This window comes from Bacillus cereus group sp. MYBK14-1, from assembly GCF_051916885.1.
Classification (GTDB): domain Bacteria; phylum Bacillota; class Bacilli; order Bacillales; family Bacillaceae_G; genus Bacillus_A; species Bacillus_A cereus.
Window position 1 is genome coordinate 40,460 of sequence record NZ_JBQAHM010000014.1, and the last position, 18,373, is coordinate 58,832.

The window sequence follows — 18,373 nt, forward strand, 5'->3', positions numbered from 1 at the left end:
CTTATATTATATTATCGGTTCCAGAATCTTCCTTGGGCAATACCTTCTATAAATGATTCAATTGAAGTGTTTGTTAAGTTATAAACTCCTGCTCCATCTAATTTAATTTTACTATTGTCCAAAGCATGAGGATTACTAAGGACATGAGCTATCGGTTTAAAATGTTTAAAAGTAGTTTCTGTAAATTCTAAAACAGGGGGGTGAATGACAGACTCACTACTAAACACTAATACTGCATCAAAAAGCGAAGAGTCTGTTGTTGTATAAGTATCAGTTACTTTAATGGAATCATTGAAATGATAAATTTTATTATCTATGATGCTATAGTTCATTCGGTGCTGTGCAAAAGCTTGAATCCATTCGGACAGAAGGGAGACGCTTGGGTCACCATTTAATAGAATTGCGACATTTTTAGAATCAGATTTAAAAATAGTATTGGACATACTTAGTGCAGGTGATTTTGCATCTGAATTTACTTCGTGATTTTCTTTAGGTAAAGGAGCTCCAACAATGTTAGCGACTTCTTGTGCTAATTGACGATCGACGTGGTTTAGGAGAGCAATTACATTTGCCTTCACCATGTCTGATTTACACTTCCCAACTTCAAAGCAAAAAGCTTCTTTTATGTGCTGCTTTTCAATAGGGCTCATACTATTGTAGAAAAGTTTAGCCTGAGAATAAAAGTTAAGAAAGCTTTTACTACGACCTCTAATTTTATGCCCATCAATCTTTTCTTGATAATGTTCATATCCTCCTTGTTCGGCTTGGACGGTTGCAGGTTGATTGTTATTTAATCCGTTAGGATGATAGCTTGTTTGACCGCGATGAATCTGCATTTGATGCATACCATCACGTTGATTATTATGAAAAGGACATACGGGTTGATTGATAGGGATTTGATGGAAATTAGGGCCCCCTAAACGAGATAATTGTGTATCTGTATAGGAGAATAATCTTCCTTGCAGAAGAGGGTCATTTGAAAAATCAATACCTGGTACGACATGACCAGGGTGAAAAGCTACCTGCTCTGTTTCAGCAAAGAAGTTATCAACATTTTTGTTCAATGTCATTTTACCAACTAATTTTACGGGAACTTCTTCTTCTGGCCATAATTTCGTTGGATCTAAAATATCAAAATCAAATTTATGTTCATCTTCTTCTGGAATTAACTGTAATCCAAGCTCCCATTCAGGATAATCCCCTTTTTCAATTGCTTCGTATAAATCTTGACGATGAAAATCAGGATTTTTCCCAGCAATCCTTTGAGCTTCATCCCATACTAATGAATGAACCCCAAGGGTAGGTTTCCAGTGAAACTTTACGAAATGGGCTTTTCCTGCTGTGTTAATGAGTCGAAATGTGTGAACTCCAAAACCTTCCATCATTCGTAAACTACGCGGAATAGCTCGGTCGCTCATTTGCCACATGACCATATGAGTGGACTCAGGATTATGCGCAACAAAGTCCCAAAAGGTATCATGAGCGCTAGCTCCTTGAGGAATATCATTATGTGGTTCTGGTTTAACTGCATGGACAAAATCAGGAAATTTAATAGCATCTTGGATAAAGAATACGGGCATATTATTACCCACTAAATCATAGTTTCCTTCATCTGTATAAAATTTTGTGGCGAATCCGCGTACATCTCTTACTGTGTCGTTGGATCCTTTAGAACCTTGAACGGTTGAGAACCGTACAAATACAGGTGTTTTCTTTGAAGGATTAGTAAGAAAATCTGCTTTCGTATATGCTTCTAACGATTCATAAAGCTGAAAATAACCATGAGCGCCAACTCCGCGTGCATGAACAATCCTTTCAGGAATTCGTTCATGATCAAAGTGGGTCATTTTCTCGCGAAAGTGGAAATCCTCCATTAAGGTTGGGCCTCTTAAGCCCATCTTTAAAGAAAATTCATCCTCGGCTATTTTTACTCCTTGGTTTGTTGTTAAAGCATGTTTGCGTTGATTATCCGTAACATGGTGCTTCAATTGCTCCATTTTTTTATTCACAATATAGGCCCCTCCTTTACTTTGTTAATTTAATAGATACCCTTTTTATTAGGACGTAAACATGTATTATGATTTTTGTATGTAAAAATCATAATTAAAACCTAAAACATGAAGGGGAAGAAAGGGAGTTTGTATAGCACTCTAAGCTTAAGAAAAACAGGAGTAACATACCTAAAGTTTTTAATTAAGTATGAACGATAGGTTTAACATTAAAAAATAAAAAGGCCAAGGAGATCATTTATTTTCTCCTTGGCTTTTAAGATAATTCTTTTCGTTAAAACGAAGAAATGCGTTGCTTCGTTTTTGGTACAATAATAAATTTGATCCAAAGTAACCCGATAATCATAATGATAAGGCTATGTAAAAATTGACCTGTAGCAATGAGTATAACAATTGAAAATACAACAAGTTGAATGCTTAGCAATATAAAGATTAAGTGAAGAAATTGCTTCATCCTTTCTTCAGTATGGATTGGATATAATGCTACAATAATATTTCCTGAAAAATATTTCCATAGTGAACGGAGCTGCATAGAGATCATATATAGAACGATGTAAGTGATAGAGCCTTTTACGTATATATTTGGTATGAAATATAAGGCGAAAGCACCGATCAATCCTAAGCGAATATATATACCGAAATAATCATTTCCACGTAAAAATGCTAATGTATGTAAATAGAAGAAAGTTGCTCGTTTTTTATGTAATAAAGGTTCAATCCAATTTGTAAGCCATTTTCTTTTATTTACTTGTTTATTCAGTTGCGGAACATCTGTGAAAATGCTAGCAAATTGATAAAAACGAACGTTCATTTTTTCTTCTTGCTCGATTATGTAATCCCACGGTATTCGTTTTGTAGGCTGTTTTTTCGTATATAGAAGTAGGAAAGCAAGTAGTAAGAGTAGTCCGCCCAATATGAGAACATTTGCGGAATAAAACAGCATGTAAATGATTAGGGCGTTACAAGTAATACGAATGATTAGCCATATATTTTTTTCGTGACTATCACGCCACATCCAATGTATGTACATGTTCCAGGCTTTCGTAATCATTAACACGATAAAGATTGTACATAAAAAAGGTACAGTTAATTGCAATGATTGCATAGCAAGTGGAACGAGAATAAGGAACGTAAATAATAATGGGAAAAGCTGCATGATGTAATTGTATAGAAGAGATTTTTTAAAATAAGATGTTAATTTCTCTTCTAGTGCTAGTAAATAGACAGCATCAGGTTTTTGAATAAATGTACGGATAGGGCATCTCGTTATAATGAATGTAAGTACAATCGTTATAATTATTAAAGATATTCCTTTAGAAGGAGATGCTTTTAGAAACTGAGCATAATAATATGCACCAACGCATGAAATAAAGATAAAGCTATATAGTAAACCGTTAATCATACGTGCAAAGTATGTAATGATATTTTGAATATGTTGTTGGAAGCGACTGCTCCATAGCGATTCGATTGACATGTTTTTCACCTCTTTGTTCTATTATATATGTTTTACAAAAGAAAAAACGAGCAAATTGCGTTATGCAACTTGCCCGTTTTTCTTTTCGTTATTTTTTTTCTGATCACGATTCATTAATGGATAGAAAGCAAATCCGATTACGAATAAACCAATTCCGAGAAGGAACGTTTTTATATCGGATGCGCCCGTTTTAATAACCCATAGTGCGTAGCAAAGTGCGATAACTGCGACTATGCCATCTGTAATTCTTGCCCGCATTTCATTTTTATATGTTTCACCAGTTGCGACTAGTTTTAACTGGAAGATTGGTGAAACGAGATATGGAATGAGGTAGGCCAGTGTCGATACGGTAATAACGAATGTATAAGCTTCCGCAATGGTTCCTGATAATGTTGAGAATAGGAATACTTGCGACATAATGTTTGTTAATCGTAATGAGTAAATTGGACTTCCTTTTTTATTTGTTTTTGTGAAGAAGGAAGGGAAGAAACCTTCTTTTGCTGCTTGATAAGGTACTTCTGAGCTTAATAAAATCCAGCCTAAGATAGAACCGAACAGGGAAGTAAGAGCAAGTAATGCCATCAGTTTCCCGCCGCCGTGACCCATTGCAGCGTTTAGTGCATCTGCTAATGGACGTTCAGAAGCTTGTAATTTATCAACGTGAAGTACACCCATTGTTAAAATTGTGATTCCTAAGTAGATGGCAACTGTAATAAGTAATCCCGCAACTGTTGCGCGTTTTACCGTTTTTGGAGAAACAGCACGGTTTGATAAAAGAACAGCTGATTCAATTCCGATAAACGCCCAAAGTGTTGTAAGAGCAGCTAAATTCACTTGTGAAAGAAGACCGTGTGATGCCCCTGATTTATCAATCATCGGTGTATACCATTGTCCAAATTTAGAAGCTTCGAATGCAAATAACGTAACGACGATGAATAAAAGGAATCCAGTTACTTTCGTTGTTGTTGCTAAGAAGTTTAGTTTTCCAGCTCCGCTTACACCGTTTGTTAATATAATATGAGTTCCCCAAAGTAAGATGGAACAAATCGTAAATGTAATTAGTTTTCCGACTTCTACGTTAAACGAGCCGATTGAAAATAGTAGTCGCGTATCTTTCATAATTGGGAAGAAGAGTGATAAATATCCCGCAAATGATGTAATGATGGCAACGTTACTTGCCCAGTTTGCAACCCAATATCCCCATACCATACTGAAGCCAGCCATTTTTTTCTTTTTTGGTGTTGAGAATAAAGCATATGCATGACTTTGTGGCCCTGTCGTTAAATCAGGACGACGAATTGCTAAATTACCGAAAACAAGAGCTAGCATTAAAACACCAAACCCTGTAGTTAACCAAGCTAAAGTGACACCGAGTGGGCTTGCTGTTTGTGCCAACGTACTTGGCACCATGAAAATACCAGCGCCAACCATGTTACCGACAACGAAAGCTGTTAGTACCCAAAAGCCCCATTTTTTTTGTTGCATAGAAAATACCTCCAAAGTTAGTATAACCAAGTCAAGCGAGGAGATATGTATGTCTTCCTGAGTCAGGAAGAGAAGTCCCAAACAAAACAAAAAAAGCACGTAATTTGCCGCTACATGCTTTCTATCTTATAAGAAACCCACGACATACCTCTCGATAGCTCTCCACAAACGAAACGTTTGTGACAGTTCTGCACTTATTAAATGCAGACCCAGCAAGCGTGCATGGTGGACACGACTTACTTCGGCAACCATTCCTTTCTCATTCCTTCATCAATGCCACTACATCTCCTGAAATGATACTCTTAATGATTGCAACCTCTACCTCACCGAGATACGAATGAGGATTTAAATATTAAATTAACGTCTTTAAGAGTAACAAATGTATTTTTATACGTCAATGGATATAGTAATAATCAGATTATAGAGAAGAGTTTGTGATTAAAAGTAAGAGGGATTGTTATGTGATATTTGAATTTTCGTAATATAATACATGTTATTAGCGCTAGATGATTGAAAAGGGGATGAAGTAAATGTCTGTATGTCATAAACATTCAGTAATAGGTGTGCTAGATTCGGGAGTTGGGGGATTAACAGTTGCGAGCGAAATTATAAGACAATTGCCTAAAGAAAGCATTTATTATATTGGTGATAATAAGCGTTGCCCGTATGGGCCAAGAAGTGTAGAGGAGGTGCAATCTTTCGTATTTGAAATGGTTGAGTTCCTCAAACAGTTTCCATTAAAAGCGCTAGTCGTAGCATGTAATACTGCTGCAGCTGCTGCATTGACTGAGCTGCAAGAAGCACTTTCCATTCCAGTTATTGGCGTTATACATCCAGGAGCAAGAGCGGCAATTAAAGTAACAAAGAAAGAGAAAATCGGAGTAATTGGAACTGTAGGTACGATAAAATCTAATATGTACGAAAAAGCATTACACGAGCTTGATACATATTTGGAAGTGCATAGTCATGCGTGTCCGAATTTAGCTACAGTTGTAGAAAATCGATTAGAAGATATAGCATATGTCACGCAGCAAGTGAAACAAGCTTTACTTCCATTAACGAAAGAAGATATAGATACGTTAATTCTTGGATGTACGCATTATCCACTTTTAGAGTCCTATATAAAAAAGGAACTAGGAGAAGATGTAACGATTATTAGTTCTGCAGAAGAAACAGCGATAGAGTTAAGTACCATTTTACAGCACAAAGGAATTTTGTCGGACAATCTGAATCCGAAGCATCGTTTTTTTACAACGGGATCTGTTTTATCATTTGAACATATTGCTGAGCGATGGCTAGGGTATCAAATTTCTGTAGAATGTGTACATTTGCCTATGAAAAATGCGTGTATGCATAATTAAGATTTAGTAAATTACGTTTTTAAATAAATCAGGTTCGTTTCATAAGAAGGAAAGAATAAGCTTTTAATTGAAATGATTAAGGTCATTTTAATTAAAGGAGAGGTTTGATTATGGAATTATCAAGATCTCAATTATTTGCTTTGGAGTATATTTCAAAATATGCAGAGAACGAAAAACGTGAGGCTAAAGCAACGATTAATCATATACTTAAAATGTCTAATATTACAGATGAAATATTTGAAGAGGCTGTCGCTAATTTAAAATCTCACGCAAGGATTGCTTTACACTTTCATCCAGACAGACTAGATTCGAGTAAGAAAAGTGTTGCTGAAGCACTATTTGAGCAAGGAGTATATAAAAGTCAGTTTGAAACATTGCTATCTAATGGAAGCGTATCTGCTTATCCTGGTGGTGAACGTGACCTTTGGGAAAAGAGAATATTTGGAGGGGCATATCAATTAGAAGGCGTAACGAATGATCAACGTCCAAAATACGGAGCGCTAAATTTAATGTTACATCCAGATGGGCCGGCTCCGCGTTTTGGTTCCTGTTATTTTCTCTTATCTCCAAAAGTTTCTTCGCGTTCTACATATACATATTTAGATTCGCATCAAGATCCGAAAGAAAAGGGGACTTATGAGGAGTTTGATATGATTTTAGCTGCTCTTTTGGAAGAGACATTCGTAAGAGATTTTGCAATTGGTGAAGGAAATTTGACTCCAACAATATTAATTAATCATTTACTGGCTAACCTGAAAAGGCCGTTTATAGATGTAGTAAGCAAAGAGCCAGCCCGTAATCTTAATCATTATATTGAAGCGCAGATTCATGGAGAGATTTCTCTAAAAGAAGACGTGGAAGCGCTTGTTGCAGATCCTTCATTTAAGGGTACGGATGTAGGAAGAGTTTTAGAAGAAATTTGCCTGAAGTATGCTATTGATTTGTATTGGCACATCGGTTTTGTACTTGCGGTAGACGAAGTTCCGATGGATTTTAGAGGTTCAAAAATGCCATCTTTAGCAAGACGTATTGCACGACATAATTGTATCAATGCCAATATAATTGGCTCTGCTGTAGCGGATTTGAAACGCAATCCATTATCTTGGAGTGATCGTGGAACTTATGAAGAAGTGCTTCAGGAATTAAAATTATTATGGCATGTTTTAGTTCGATTTGGAAAACCAAATCGGAAGTAGAATGAAATACTCCGTTTTTGGAAGTATTTATATAGAAAAGAAGCTAATCTATTTATAGATTAGCTTCTTTTTATAAGATTAAACTAAGTTTAATACAGTTACTTTTTCACGTGTCATAGACTCAAGGCTCTTACGAATACCTTGTGCGCCCATACCTGAACCTTTTACACCGATGAATGGGAAGTGGTCAGGGCCGCGCTCTGTGCGTCCGTTAATTTGAACAGAACCAGTTTCGATTTTGTTAGCAATTGCAAATGCTTTGTTAATGTCTTTAGTGAAGACACTTGCTTGCAGACCAAATTCTGATTTGTTAGCAATTTCAATTGCTTGTTCATCTGAAGAAACACGGATGATTGGAAGGATTGGGCCGAATGGCTCTTCCCAAGCAACTTTCATCTCTTCTGTTACGTGATCGATTAATGTTGGGTAAATTAAGTTACGCTCACGTTTGTTACCGATAACGATTGTAGCACCTTTTTCTACAGCGTCGTCAACTAAACCTTGAACGAAGTCAGCAGACTTGTCGTCGATTAATGGAACGATTGTGCTATCTTGTTCTGGAGATCCAACTGATAGTTCAGCTACTTGTGCTTTTAATAAGCTAACAAGCTCGTCCGCTACGTTTTCGTGTACAAGTACACGTTTAATAGCTGTACAACGTTGACCAGAGTAAGAGAATGCACCGCTTACGATATGGTTTGCAGCATCTTGTAAGTCAGCATCTTCACGAACGATACCAGGATCTTTACCACCAAGTTCTAATACAAGTGGAATCATTGAAGCTTTTTTCGCTAAATGTTTACCTGTGTTTGTACCACCTGTGAACGATACCATATTGATGCCTTCGTGCTCTACTAAGTAGTCACCAATTACAGAACCGCGTCCTGTAGCTACGTTTACAAGACCTTTTGGAAGGTCAGCTTTGTGGAGTGCTTCAACCATTTTAATACCACTAATTGCACCTTGAGTTGCTGGTTTGAAAATAACAGCGTTACCCATAATTAATGCTGGTGCAAGTTTTGCAGCAGATAAGTTTACTGGGTAGTTAAATGGTGCGATTGCTAATACAACACCAAGTGGTGCGCGTTGGATAATCGCAAGCTTAGATTTTGTACCGCCCGGGAAGCTATCGCCCATCATGCTTTCTCCGTGCATATGTAAAGCTTCTTCGATCGTGTAACGAATGAAGTCAGCTGTACGAACAACTTCTTTCTTCGCATCTTTATATCCTTTACCGACTTCTTTCATAATGATATCGGCAATTTCATCCTGCATATTTACGAGCTCATCAGCCCATTTATATAAGTATTTTGCGCGATCTTGTAGGGAAGCTTCAGCCCATGATTTTTGAGCTTCTTTTGCAGATGCAATTGCTTCATCTACTTCTCCGCGAGTAATTGCTTGTACTTGTCCAATTACTTCGTGTAAGTATGGAGATGGAATTTCGATTGTTTCTCCTGAAGAGCTTTCTCTCCATTCTCCGTTTAAATAAAATTTGTACGTATTGCTAGTTGTCATGATTAGTCCTCCTAAAATAGCAACTTGTAAGAGTGAGTATAAGGTGATTGTAGGGGGTTTGATAACATTTTTCAAATGAAATGTTTGTGAAAACGATTTCTTATTCTTTTTTTATTTTGTATGCCCTTTCTTACAGAACATTCCCTTATTTCAAAATGGTGTATCATATATTTTTATTTAAAGTGTGAAAAAATAATTGACAGAATACTCAATAAAGTTGTAAGATTATAAATGGAAAATAAATGAAAGGGGTGTGCGTAATGATTGTAATCGTAAATGTAATGGGCTTAGCTCTGTTAAATGGCAGAAAACATTCATATCATTACGCAACCCGTACGGATATATAGGGCATCTTTGTCTTATAAGAAGCGTACGTTGCGTATATCGTAACGTACGCTTTTTATGCATTCCTGTGCATATCGTCAAGCGGCGGTATGCTTTTTTTTGTTTATTTTCCCTTGTTTAGTTCCGATAAAAAACTTTGGAAGGTGGAAAAATGTGATGAGATTGTATGGGTTACGAAATGTAAATGTGATAGGTCTGGATAGTGGATAAAGAAATGAGAGGTAAACGAGAACGAGAACGAGAAGGGAGAGGTTAAATTGTTATCAGTATTACTAAAGCTAAAATGGTTTTTTAGGGAGCACTGGAAGAGATATAGTATTGCCATTGGAGCTCTTTTAATTGTGAATATAGTTGAAGTGATTCCCCCGAAAGTGTTAGGGGTTACGATAGATAACATAAAAACAGGAACGTTATCGAACGAAGCTATTATACAGTCTATTCTTATTTTAATAGGGGTTACGATCGTTGGATATGGCCTCACTTTCGTATGGCAACATCAATTGTTTGGCGGTGCATTCGTACTTGAGAAAACGATGCGCTCTAAATTTATGGGGCATTTACTTAAGATGACGCCGACTTTTTATCAAAAAAATCGTACTGGTGATTTAATGGCGAGAGCGACAAATGATTTGAAAGCAATCGCTATGACAGCTGGTTTTGGTATATTAACGCTTGTGGATTCTAGTTTATATATGCTTACGATTGTCTTTATGATGGGGTTTACAATTAGTTGGGAGCTTACATTTGCAGCGCTTATTCCGCTTCCAATTATGGCGTATGCGATGAATATATATGGAAAGAAATTGCATGAAAGATTTACAGTTGCGCAAGATGCGTTTGGTGATATGAACGATAAAGTGCTTGAATCAATCGCTGGTGTGCGCGTTATTCGTGCATACGTACAAGAGAATGCAGACGAGGAAAGATTTCATCATTTAGGAGATGACGTCTACGAAAAAAATATGAAGGTAGCAAAGATTGATGCATTATTCCAACCAACTGTGAAAATGCTTGTCGGTCTTAGTTATTTAATCGGCTTAGTGTACGGTGCATACCTTGTGTTCCAGTCAAAGGTGACCCTTGGTGAACTCGTTTCTTTTAACGTGTATTTAGGGATGATGATTTGGCCGATGTTTGCAATTGGGGAATTAATTAATGTTATGCAAAGAGGAAATGCTTCGCTTGACCGTGTGAATGAAACGTTAGCGTATGAGCCAGATGTAAAGAATCCGAAACATCCAAAGCTTGTGCAAGAGCCGGATTATATTCAGTTTGATGATGTGTCTTTCTCATATCCTTCATCAACTGAAGAAAATTTAAAAAAGGTTTCTTTCACATTAAAGCAAGGAGAAACGCTAGGGGTTGTCGGAAAAACAGGAAGCGGGAAAACGACGCTTGTACGTCAGCTTCTTCGCCAATATCCGCTTGGAGATGGAGATATTGCAGTTTCTGATGTGACTTTAGATAAAATGACGAATGAAAATGTACTTGGCTGGATTGGTTATGTACCGCAGGAGCATATTTTGTTCTCAAAAACAGCGCGAGAAAATATTTTATTCGGAAATAGGGAAGCGACTGAAGAAGAACTAGAGAAAGCAATTGAAATTGCTGCGTTTAAAAAGGATTTAGAGTTTTTACCAGAAGGGTTAGAAACGCTCGTTGGAGAGAAAGGTGTTTCTTTATCAGGAGGGCAAAAACAAAGGATCTCGATTGCACGAGCTGTTATTCAAAATCCAGAAATTTTAATTTTGGATGATTCTTTATCAGCTGTAGATGCTCGTACGGAAGCAGCGATCATTGAAAATATAAGAACGGAAAGAAGCGGAAAGACGACGATTATTACGACGCATCGTTTATCTGCAGTGCAACATGCGGATTGGATTCTCGTTATGGATGAAGGTGCAGTTATAGAAGAAGGTACGCATGATCAGCTTATCCAAAAGGGAGGCTGGTATGCTGAGCAGTTTGAAAGACAACAAGGTGAAAGTGAAAGTGCGGATAGTGGGGTGAAAATATGAGCGTTTCAAAACGGTTGTTTCAATACGCGATGAAAGTGAAGGGGACGATTTTTGCTGCGATGTTAATGTTATTTATTTTCGTCATCGCAGAGCTTGCTGGTCCTTTCGTCGCTAAAACGATGATTGACGATCATATCGTCGGGATAGAGAAACCTTGGTATGAAACAGAACAGAGTGAAGATGCTGTTTCGTATAATGGGGCTTTTTATAAGCGAAGTGATCGCTTTGAACAAGGCGAGAAAAAAGGAAAAGAAGTACGCGTAATGCAAGTCGGTTTTCAATATTATTTTGTACCGAATAAAGTAAATGCGGAAGGGTCACGGACTGTAAAAGGGGATATGATTACCGTTCAAAATGGTAAGGCGGTGCAAGTGTATAAAGCGAAAGCATTAACGAAAGAAGAAGTGTTTGCGTTTTATAAACCAGAAATAAACCGTCTATTATTACTTGGTGGTGGCTATTTCGCTTTATTAGTAGTCGTGTCATTATTTGCATACGGAAAGCAGTTCTTCTTGCAGAAGGCAGCGAACAAAATTATTCAAATTATGAGGGAAGATGTTTTTTCTCATATTCAAACGTTGCCAATTCGGTACTTTGATCATTTACCGGCGGGGAAAATTGTTTCGCGTGTGACGAATGATACAGAGGCCATTCGTGATTTATATGTAACGGTGCTGGCAACATTCGTTTCTAGTATCATCTATATTATTGGGATATTCGCTGCGTTATTTTTATTAGATGTGAAGCTCGCTTCATTATGTTTATTAATTATCCCAATTTTAATTGTTTGGGCGATTCTTTATAGAAAATACGCGTCTGTATACAATCATAAAATGCGCTCTCGCTTATCTGATATTAACGGAACAGTGAATGAATCCATTCAAGGGATGCCAATTATTCAAGCGTTCCGTCAAGAGCGTGAAACGAAAAAAGAATTTGAAGAATTAAATGGCGATTATTTTAAGTATCAAAATAAAATTTTAAATTTAAATGCAGCAACTTCGCATAACTTAGTAGCCGTATTAAGAAATATCGCTTTCACAGGAGTAATTTGGTATTTCGGCGGTGCGTCATTAAGTGCTACAGGTATTATTTCACTTGGGGTACTGTATGCGTTCGTCGATTATTTAACACGATTATTCTCGCCAATTACGAATATGGTGAACCAGCTTGCAAACTTAGAGCAAGCGCGCGTTGCATCAGAACGTGTCTTTGAATTGTTAGAGGAAAAAGGGGAACCGGTAGAAGAAGAACGTATGCCTCGTTTAAAAGGAAATGTAAAATTTGATAATGTATCATTTTCTTATAATGGAAAAGATGAAGTGTTAAAAAATATTTCTTTTGAAGCGAAACAAGGCGAGACAGTGGCACTTGTCGGTCATACTGGATCAGGAAAAAGTTCTATCATGAATGTACTCTTTCAATTTTATGAGTTTGAAAAAGGAAAGCTTACGATTGATGGTCACGATGTAAAAGAGATGCCGAAACAAGCAACCCGTGAACATATGGGAATCGTACTGCAAGACCCGTTTCTTTTTAGCGGGACGGTCGCTTCCAATGTAAGCTTAGAAAATGAAAAAATTTCAAAAGAGCGTATCATAAAAGCATTGCATGATGTTGGTGCTGAAAGATTTGCGAATAATATAAATGAAGAAATTACAGAAAAGGGAAGTACGCTTTCCACTGGAGAACGTCAGCTTATTTCATTTGCTAGGGCGCTTGCTTTTGATCCAGCTATCTTAATTTTAGATGAAGCAACGTCTAGTATTGATACAGAAACAGAGGCGATGATTCAACAAGCACTAGAAGTTGTAAAAAAAGGAAGAACGACATTTATTATCGCTCACCGCCTTTCAACGATTAAAAGCGCAGATCAAATTATTGTGCTCGATAGAGGAACCATTTTAGAAAAAGGCTCTCATGATGAACTCATGAAAAAGCGGGGGCGTTATTACGATATGTATAAAACGCAAATGGAAGGAAACCAGAGCGCTTAATGCGGGGAAGAACTTGCGATTGTCGCAAGTTCTTTTTTGTTGGCAAAATGTCGGCGATAAAGGTACATAATAAGAAGTATTATTTTACCTTTCCTACAATTAATGCTATATTAAAAAATGTTACTTATTTTTTGTATGTAGCGTTATTTTTCCCTTTTGTTTGATTATGAAGAAAAAGGATAAACTAAATAAGAACATTTTCATTGAAAAATTGTTCAAGATTGCATACAATCAATATAGTTTTTAAATTCCTATCAGAATACTTGGAGGATTACTATCATGAAGAAATTATTTTCAGTGCTTGCAGTAACTACATTAGCGATCGGGATTGTAGCCGGCTGCGGTAAAGAAGAGAAAAAAGATACAGCTAGTCAAGACGCGTTACAAAAGATTAAACAAAGCGGTGAACTTGTAATTGGTACAGAAGGTACATATCCACCATTTACGTTCCACGATTCAAGCAATAAATTAACTGGATTTGATGTTGAATTAGCAGAAGAAGTTGCAAAACGTTTAGGTGTAAAACCTGTATTTAAAGAAACACAATGGGATAGCTTACTTGCTGGCCTAGATGCAAAACGTTTCGATATGGTTGCAAACGAAGTTGGTATTCGTGAAGATCGTCAAAAGAAATACGATTTCTCTAAACCATACATTTCATCTTCAGCGGCATTAGTTATCGCAAAAGATAAAGATAAGCCTGCTACATTTGCTGATGTAAAAGGGTTAAAAGGAGCACAATCTTTAACGAGTAACTATGCAGATATTGCTAAGAAAAACGGTGCAGAAATCGAAGGTGTAGAAGGATTTAGCCAAGCGGCAGAATTATTAGCTTCAGGACGCGTTGATTTTACAGTTAATGATAAGTTATCAGTATTAAATTATTTAGAAACGAAAAAAGATGCAAAAATTAAAATTGTAGATACAGAAAAAGAAGCTTCACAAAGTGGATTCTTATTCCGTAAAGGTAGCGATAAGCTTGTACAAGAAGTAGATAAAGCGTTAGAAGATATGAAAAAAGACGGTACGTATGACAAAATAACGAAAAAATGGTTCGGTGAAAATGTATCTAAGTAGTGCATTAGTTTCAGATCGATTGTCTACTTGGATAGATATTATGCAGACTTCCTTCATGCCTATGCTGAAGGAAGCTGTTTTTACAACAATTCCATTAACGTTTATTACATTTATTATCGGTCTTATACTTGCGACGTTAACAGCGCTCGCACGTATTTCAGGTAGTCGTATTTTACAATGGATTGCTCGTATCTATGTATCTATCATTCGCGGAACACCACTTCTTGTACAGTTATTTATTATTTTCTATGGTCTTCCAACTCTTAATATTGAAGTTGAGCCATATACAGCAGCAGTTGTTGGATTTTCATTAAATGTCGGTGCATATGCATCTGAAATTATTCGTGCTTCTATCCTTTCCATTCCGAAAGGGCAGTGGGAAGCAGCTTATACAATTGGGATGACATATCCACAAGCATTAAAACGTGTTATTTTACCACAAGCAACGCGCGTATCAATCCCGCCGCTTTCAAATACATTTATTAGCTTAGTGAAGGATACTTCATTAGCATCGTTAATTTTAGTAACAGAAATGTTCCGAAAAGCGCAGGAAATTGCGGCGATGAACTACGAGTTTTTAATTGTTTATTTTGAAGCAGGTCTTATTTACTGGGTTATTTGTTTCTTATTATCAATCGTACAACAGATGTTAGAAAAGCGTTCAGAACGCTATACATTAAAATAATCCTTTTACAAAAGGAGTTTTTGTTTTTATGATTTCAATTCAGCACTTACAAAAAAGTTTCGGAGATAATACCGTACTAAAGCATATAGATTTAACAGTTGAGAAGGGCGAGGTTGTTGTTATTATTGGGCCGTCTGGATCTGGTAAAACGACATTCTTACGTTGTCTCAATGTATTAGAAACGCCAAACGCTGGTAATATTCGTATCGGTAATAAAGAGCTTAACTTCTCTCAAAAAGTAACGAAGAAAGATATTGTTAATCTTCGTACGCAAACAGGTATGGTATTCCAGCACCATAATTTATTCCCGCATTTAACAGCACTTCAAAATGTAATGGAAGGGCTCGTTACAGTGAAAAAGATGGGGAAAGAAGAAGCGAAGAAAAAAGCAAACTATTTCCTTGAAAAAGTTGGTTTAGCAGATAAAGTGGATTTATATCCGTTCCAATTATCAGGCGGACAACAACAGCGCGTTGGAATTGCGCGCGCACTTGCGATGGAGCCGGAAGTGTTACTATTTGATGAGCCGACGTCAGCGCTTGATCCTGAACTCGTTCAAGAAGTTCTGAAAGTAATGAAAGAACTTGCTAAAGAGGGCATGACGATGGTTATTGTAACGCACGAAATGCGTTTTGCACATCAAATTGCGAACCGTGTTATTTTCATGGATGGTGGTGTCGTTGTCGAACAAGGTACACCAGAAGAAGTATTTACAAATCCAAAAGAAGAACGCACGAAGAAGTTTTTACAAATGTTGCAATAAATTAAGGAAGGTCTCAAGGCATATGCCTTGAGACCTTTTTGCCATATATATTTATTTGTGGAATCCGCCAAGGCTTTGTTCAGCCATTGCAACTAGACGTTTTGTGATTTCTCCACCAACTGAACCGTTAGCGCGAGCCGTAGAATCTGCTCCTAATTGTACACCAAATTCTTGAGCGATTTCGTACTTCATTTGATCGATTGCAGCTGTTGCACCTGGTACTACTAATTGATTTGAAGAATTTTGGTTTGCCATAGGAATATATCCTCCTTAGAGTTATAAAAGTTTTTTTGGTTGGACTAGCTGGAGTTGAACCAGATTATCGCCCCGGTTGGCGCTAATCCATCGGTAATTAAGTTTGTACTCATAGTATGGATGTTACCTAGAAAGATATACAAAATAATAATTTGTAAATTTTGTAAAAAAAACGTATTGATTTCGTAAATTATGAAATAAGAGTAATCGTTGTATTTTTAAGAAAACAGGCCAAACTAAGGAGGATATTAAATATAATTTTTTCATTGTAGCCTGCTACTTGTAGGCTAATTATTAGCTTCTTATTTATGATTTATTGAAATAAAAATGAAATCGGTAGCAACTTCATAGTTCTATTTTTAAGTAGGGATGGAGTGGGCGCTCCTATGTCTGGATAGGTTGCTCTCTTCACTCTAAAAAAGAGAGGCTTATAAACGATAACGTATGGAGGAATCATGATGGGAATTTGCCCGCTTTGCAACGCATTAGAATCACAAACATATTCTTGTCAAAATTGCCAAAGTATACTCCAAGATTATGGGAAGTCTGTAGATTACATAGACGATTATAGTGCCTATATGGATCAAGAATTATTAAGTGCAGTAGATGGTTTAACGCATAATAATTCAAATGAATATTGCAATCATATTTTTTATTGCAGAGTATGTAACGTGGAAACTGAGGTTGTAGTAAAACTTGTGTAAATAGAAAACTTCCACCTTATTATCTAGGTGGAAGTTTTTGTTTTTGTATTTGTGAGTGAATCATAGGAGAAGGGATATGTTCGGTGTTTGATGAAGCCCCTGATTTTATTTGAGACATTTTTTCTTTTGTATCACGTAAAGAATGTTCAGTTAAGTAGACGGCATATTCGTAAAATAACTGGCGCGTCAGTTCACTTTGCTCTTTTAATTTTTTATCTTGGAATACAGTTCGCCCAGGTTTAGAGTTGGCTTCAAAGAGCCACGGATTTTCCTTTGTGTCTAAACCGATATCAAAACCGATTTCTCCAATATTTCCAGTTACTTGTTCATCGAGCGCGTAACTTATTTGTAAGGCAGTATGTTTTAATTTATTTTCAATTTGAACTTGTTTCGTTGAATCTGGAAAAAGCTCTTGTAATAATTTTGTATCACCGCCACTATTTACGTGCGTTGTTAAACTGCCTTTGCCGGCGATTTTGGCGACGATTGCACTAACTATCCAATTACCGAAATGGTTTTTATTTGTATGAATGCGGAAATCAACAGGTTGCCCATCGAAGCGAAGTAACGAAATACCTTGCTGTACGATAAACTTTTTTAAATCATGTCCTTTTAATACGTGGTTTAGAAGCGTTTCTAATGATTGATACTTTCTCAGTTTATTTTCTTCATTTTCGCGATAACGACAGTAGTAGCAATTCTCTGTTTGAGAATAAAATATTTGATGAATATTTCTACCAAAGCTCCCGTGTATTGGTTTCATGTACACTGATTTATACGTGCCAAGAAACCGTTCTACTTGTTCAAAATGCTGAAATGCTTCTGTATTTGGTAATAAGGGTTTAATTGATTCGTCTTTCGTAAGAAGTTGATGAACTTCCCATTTATTGAAAAAACCTGGGTTAAACCATGGAATGCAGTAGTCTTGTTCTAATTTTCTTTTTGCCCTGACGATTGGTTTATAATTTTCCGCTTGCCGATTCGGTAAGCGATCATAAATGACATTTGGTAAAGGGACTTTTTTCTTTATCCATTGTTTCTCTTGAAAGAAATATCCTTCAATCGTTTCTTCTTCCCAGTGTATATGTTGAACGCCAAAGACGAATACGAACGGTCGTAATGAGAATGGTGGTGTTAACAACTCACTCAGAGCAATTGAACGATTTCCTAAAGGGTTAGAAGAATCATCATTAAAGCCAGTTGTAAAAATGCCGATTAATGGTCCGAAAATAATTGTTTGGTTTTGTGTAAATGCATGAATAGTAGTTGATTGAGGCAGTAAAAGTTTTTCGGCAATATGCTTTCCGATAATAATTTCGCGAGTAAAGGAATAATGAATTTTCACCTCTTCACTTGCAATATGACGTATGCCGAAGGAGAGAGATGTAATAGGCGGTGTAATAGAAAAAACGTAAGGTAAAGTAATGCTATTTGGATGGTCATCTGAAATATTTAATGTATATATATGCTCTTTCAAAATAGGTTT

General features: G+C 36.6%; 14 protein-coding genes and 1 riboswitch. Of the genes, 8 read left to right on the top strand and 6 right to left on the bottom strand.

Annotation, left to right across the window (positions count from 1 at the left end; all coding sequences use genetic code 11):
• Positions 1 to 11 precede the first annotated feature (11 nt).
• The 3 genes from ACTFR3_RS25685 to ACTFR3_RS25695 form a co-directional block, all read right to left on the bottom strand.
• Positions 12 to 2,009 (bottom strand): catalase, encoded by a 1,998-nt coding sequence (locus ACTFR3_RS25685; RefSeq protein ID WP_001035774.1) that lies wholly within the window; start codon positions 2,007 to 2,009, stop codon positions 12 to 14.
• A gap of 274 nt (positions 2,010 to 2,283) precedes the next feature.
• Entirely contained in the window at positions 2,284 to 3,483 is a 1,200-nt protein-coding gene (locus ACTFR3_RS25690; RefSeq protein WP_440044952.1) for an ABC transporter permease, read from the bottom strand.
• A gap of 60 nt (positions 3,484 to 3,543) precedes the next feature.
• Positions 3,544 to 4,968: an amino acid permease gene (locus ACTFR3_RS25695; RefSeq protein WP_001186301.1), complete on the bottom strand. Its 1,425-nt coding sequence runs from the start codon at positions 4,966 to 4,968 to the stop codon at positions 3,544 to 3,546.
• Positions 4,969 to 5,115: 147 nt separating this feature from the next.
• Positions 5,116 to 5,297, bottom strand: a riboswitch (Lysine riboswitch).
• A 201-nt stretch (positions 5,298 to 5,498) separates the two neighbouring features.
• On the opposite strand from ACTFR3_RS25695, the gene racE reads away from it, so the two are divergent.
• Entirely contained in the window at positions 5,499 to 6,329 is an 831-nt protein-coding gene (racE, locus tag ACTFR3_RS25700; RefSeq protein WP_000109672.1) for a glutamate racemase, read from the top strand.
• Between the two features lie 110 nt (positions 6,330 to 6,439).
• The gene (locus tag ACTFR3_RS25705; protein ID WP_326263069.1) at positions 6,440 to 7,525 is read left to right on the top strand and encodes a DUF3626 domain-containing protein; all 1,086 of its coding nucleotides are present in this window, start codon (positions 6,440 to 6,442) and stop codon (positions 7,523 to 7,525) included.
• Positions 7,526 to 7,603: 78 nt separating this feature from the next.
• On the opposite strand, the gene gapN is transcribed toward ACTFR3_RS25705, so the two are convergent.
• On the bottom strand, positions 7,604 to 9,043 hold the full coding sequence (gapN, locus tag ACTFR3_RS25710) for an NADP-dependent glyceraldehyde-3-phosphate dehydrogenase (RefSeq protein WP_440044954.1): 1,440 nt from the start codon (positions 9,041 to 9,043) through the stop codon (positions 7,604 to 7,606).
• 602 nt (positions 9,044 to 9,645) lie between these two features.
• On the opposite strand from gapN, the gene ACTFR3_RS25715 reads away from it, so the two are divergent.
• The 5 genes from ACTFR3_RS25715 (at position 9,646) to ACTFR3_RS25735 (ending at position 15,928) form a co-directional block, all read left to right on the top strand.
• Positions 9,646 to 11,406, top strand: coding sequence for an ABC transporter ATP-binding protein (locus tag ACTFR3_RS25715; RefSeq protein ID WP_000953783.1), 1,761 nt, complete (start codon positions 9,646 to 9,648; stop codon positions 11,404 to 11,406).
• Positions 11,403 to 13,403: an ABC transporter ATP-binding protein gene (locus tag ACTFR3_RS25720; RefSeq protein WP_000116641.1), complete on the top strand. Its 2,001-nt coding sequence runs from the start codon at positions 11,403 to 11,405 to the stop codon at positions 13,401 to 13,403. Before ACTFR3_RS25715 ends, ACTFR3_RS25720 begins: the two co-directional genes overlap by 4 nt.
• A 279-nt stretch (positions 13,404 to 13,682) precedes the next feature.
• Positions 13,683 to 14,480 carry an amino acid ABC transporter substrate-binding protein gene (locus ACTFR3_RS25725; protein ID WP_440044955.1) on the top strand — a complete coding sequence of 266 codons (798 nt, stop codon included), beginning with the start codon at positions 13,683 to 13,685 and terminating at the stop codon, positions 14,478 to 14,480.
• Positions 14,467 to 15,165, top strand: coding sequence for an amino acid ABC transporter permease (locus ACTFR3_RS25730; protein ID WP_440044956.1), 699 nt, complete (start codon positions 14,467 to 14,469; stop codon positions 15,163 to 15,165). The genes ACTFR3_RS25725 and ACTFR3_RS25730 overlap by 14 nt, the downstream gene beginning before the upstream one ends.
• Before the next feature lie 28 nt (positions 15,166 to 15,193).
• Positions 15,194 to 15,928: an amino acid ABC transporter ATP-binding protein gene (locus tag ACTFR3_RS25735; RefSeq protein WP_000623610.1), complete on the top strand. Its 735-nt coding sequence runs from the start codon at positions 15,194 to 15,196 to the stop codon at positions 15,926 to 15,928.
• Between the two features lie 51 nt (positions 15,929 to 15,979).
• On the opposite strand, the gene sasP is transcribed toward ACTFR3_RS25735, so the two are convergent.
• Complete coding sequence (sasP, locus tag ACTFR3_RS25740; protein ID WP_000013338.1) at positions 15,980 to 16,183, bottom strand: small acid-soluble spore protein, SasP family; 204 nt, start codon at positions 16,181 to 16,183, stop codon at positions 15,980 to 15,982.
• A 458-nt stretch (positions 16,184 to 16,641) separates the two neighbouring features.
• On the opposite strand from sasP, the gene ACTFR3_RS25745 reads away from it, so the two are divergent.
• Positions 16,642 to 16,887: a hypothetical protein gene (locus ACTFR3_RS25745; RefSeq protein WP_000510476.1), complete on the top strand. Its 246-nt coding sequence runs from the start codon at positions 16,642 to 16,644 to the stop codon at positions 16,885 to 16,887.
• Between the two features lie 19 nt (positions 16,888 to 16,906).
• Here ACTFR3_RS25745 and ACTFR3_RS25750 read toward each other — a convergent pair whose 3' ends face one another.
• Positions 16,907 to 18,364 carry a YheC/YheD family endospore coat-associated protein gene (locus tag ACTFR3_RS25750; protein ID WP_000658062.1) on the bottom strand — a complete coding sequence of 486 codons (1,458 nt, stop codon included), beginning with the start codon at positions 18,362 to 18,364 and terminating at the stop codon, positions 16,907 to 16,909.
• Positions 18,365 to 18,373: the final 9 nt, after the last annotated feature.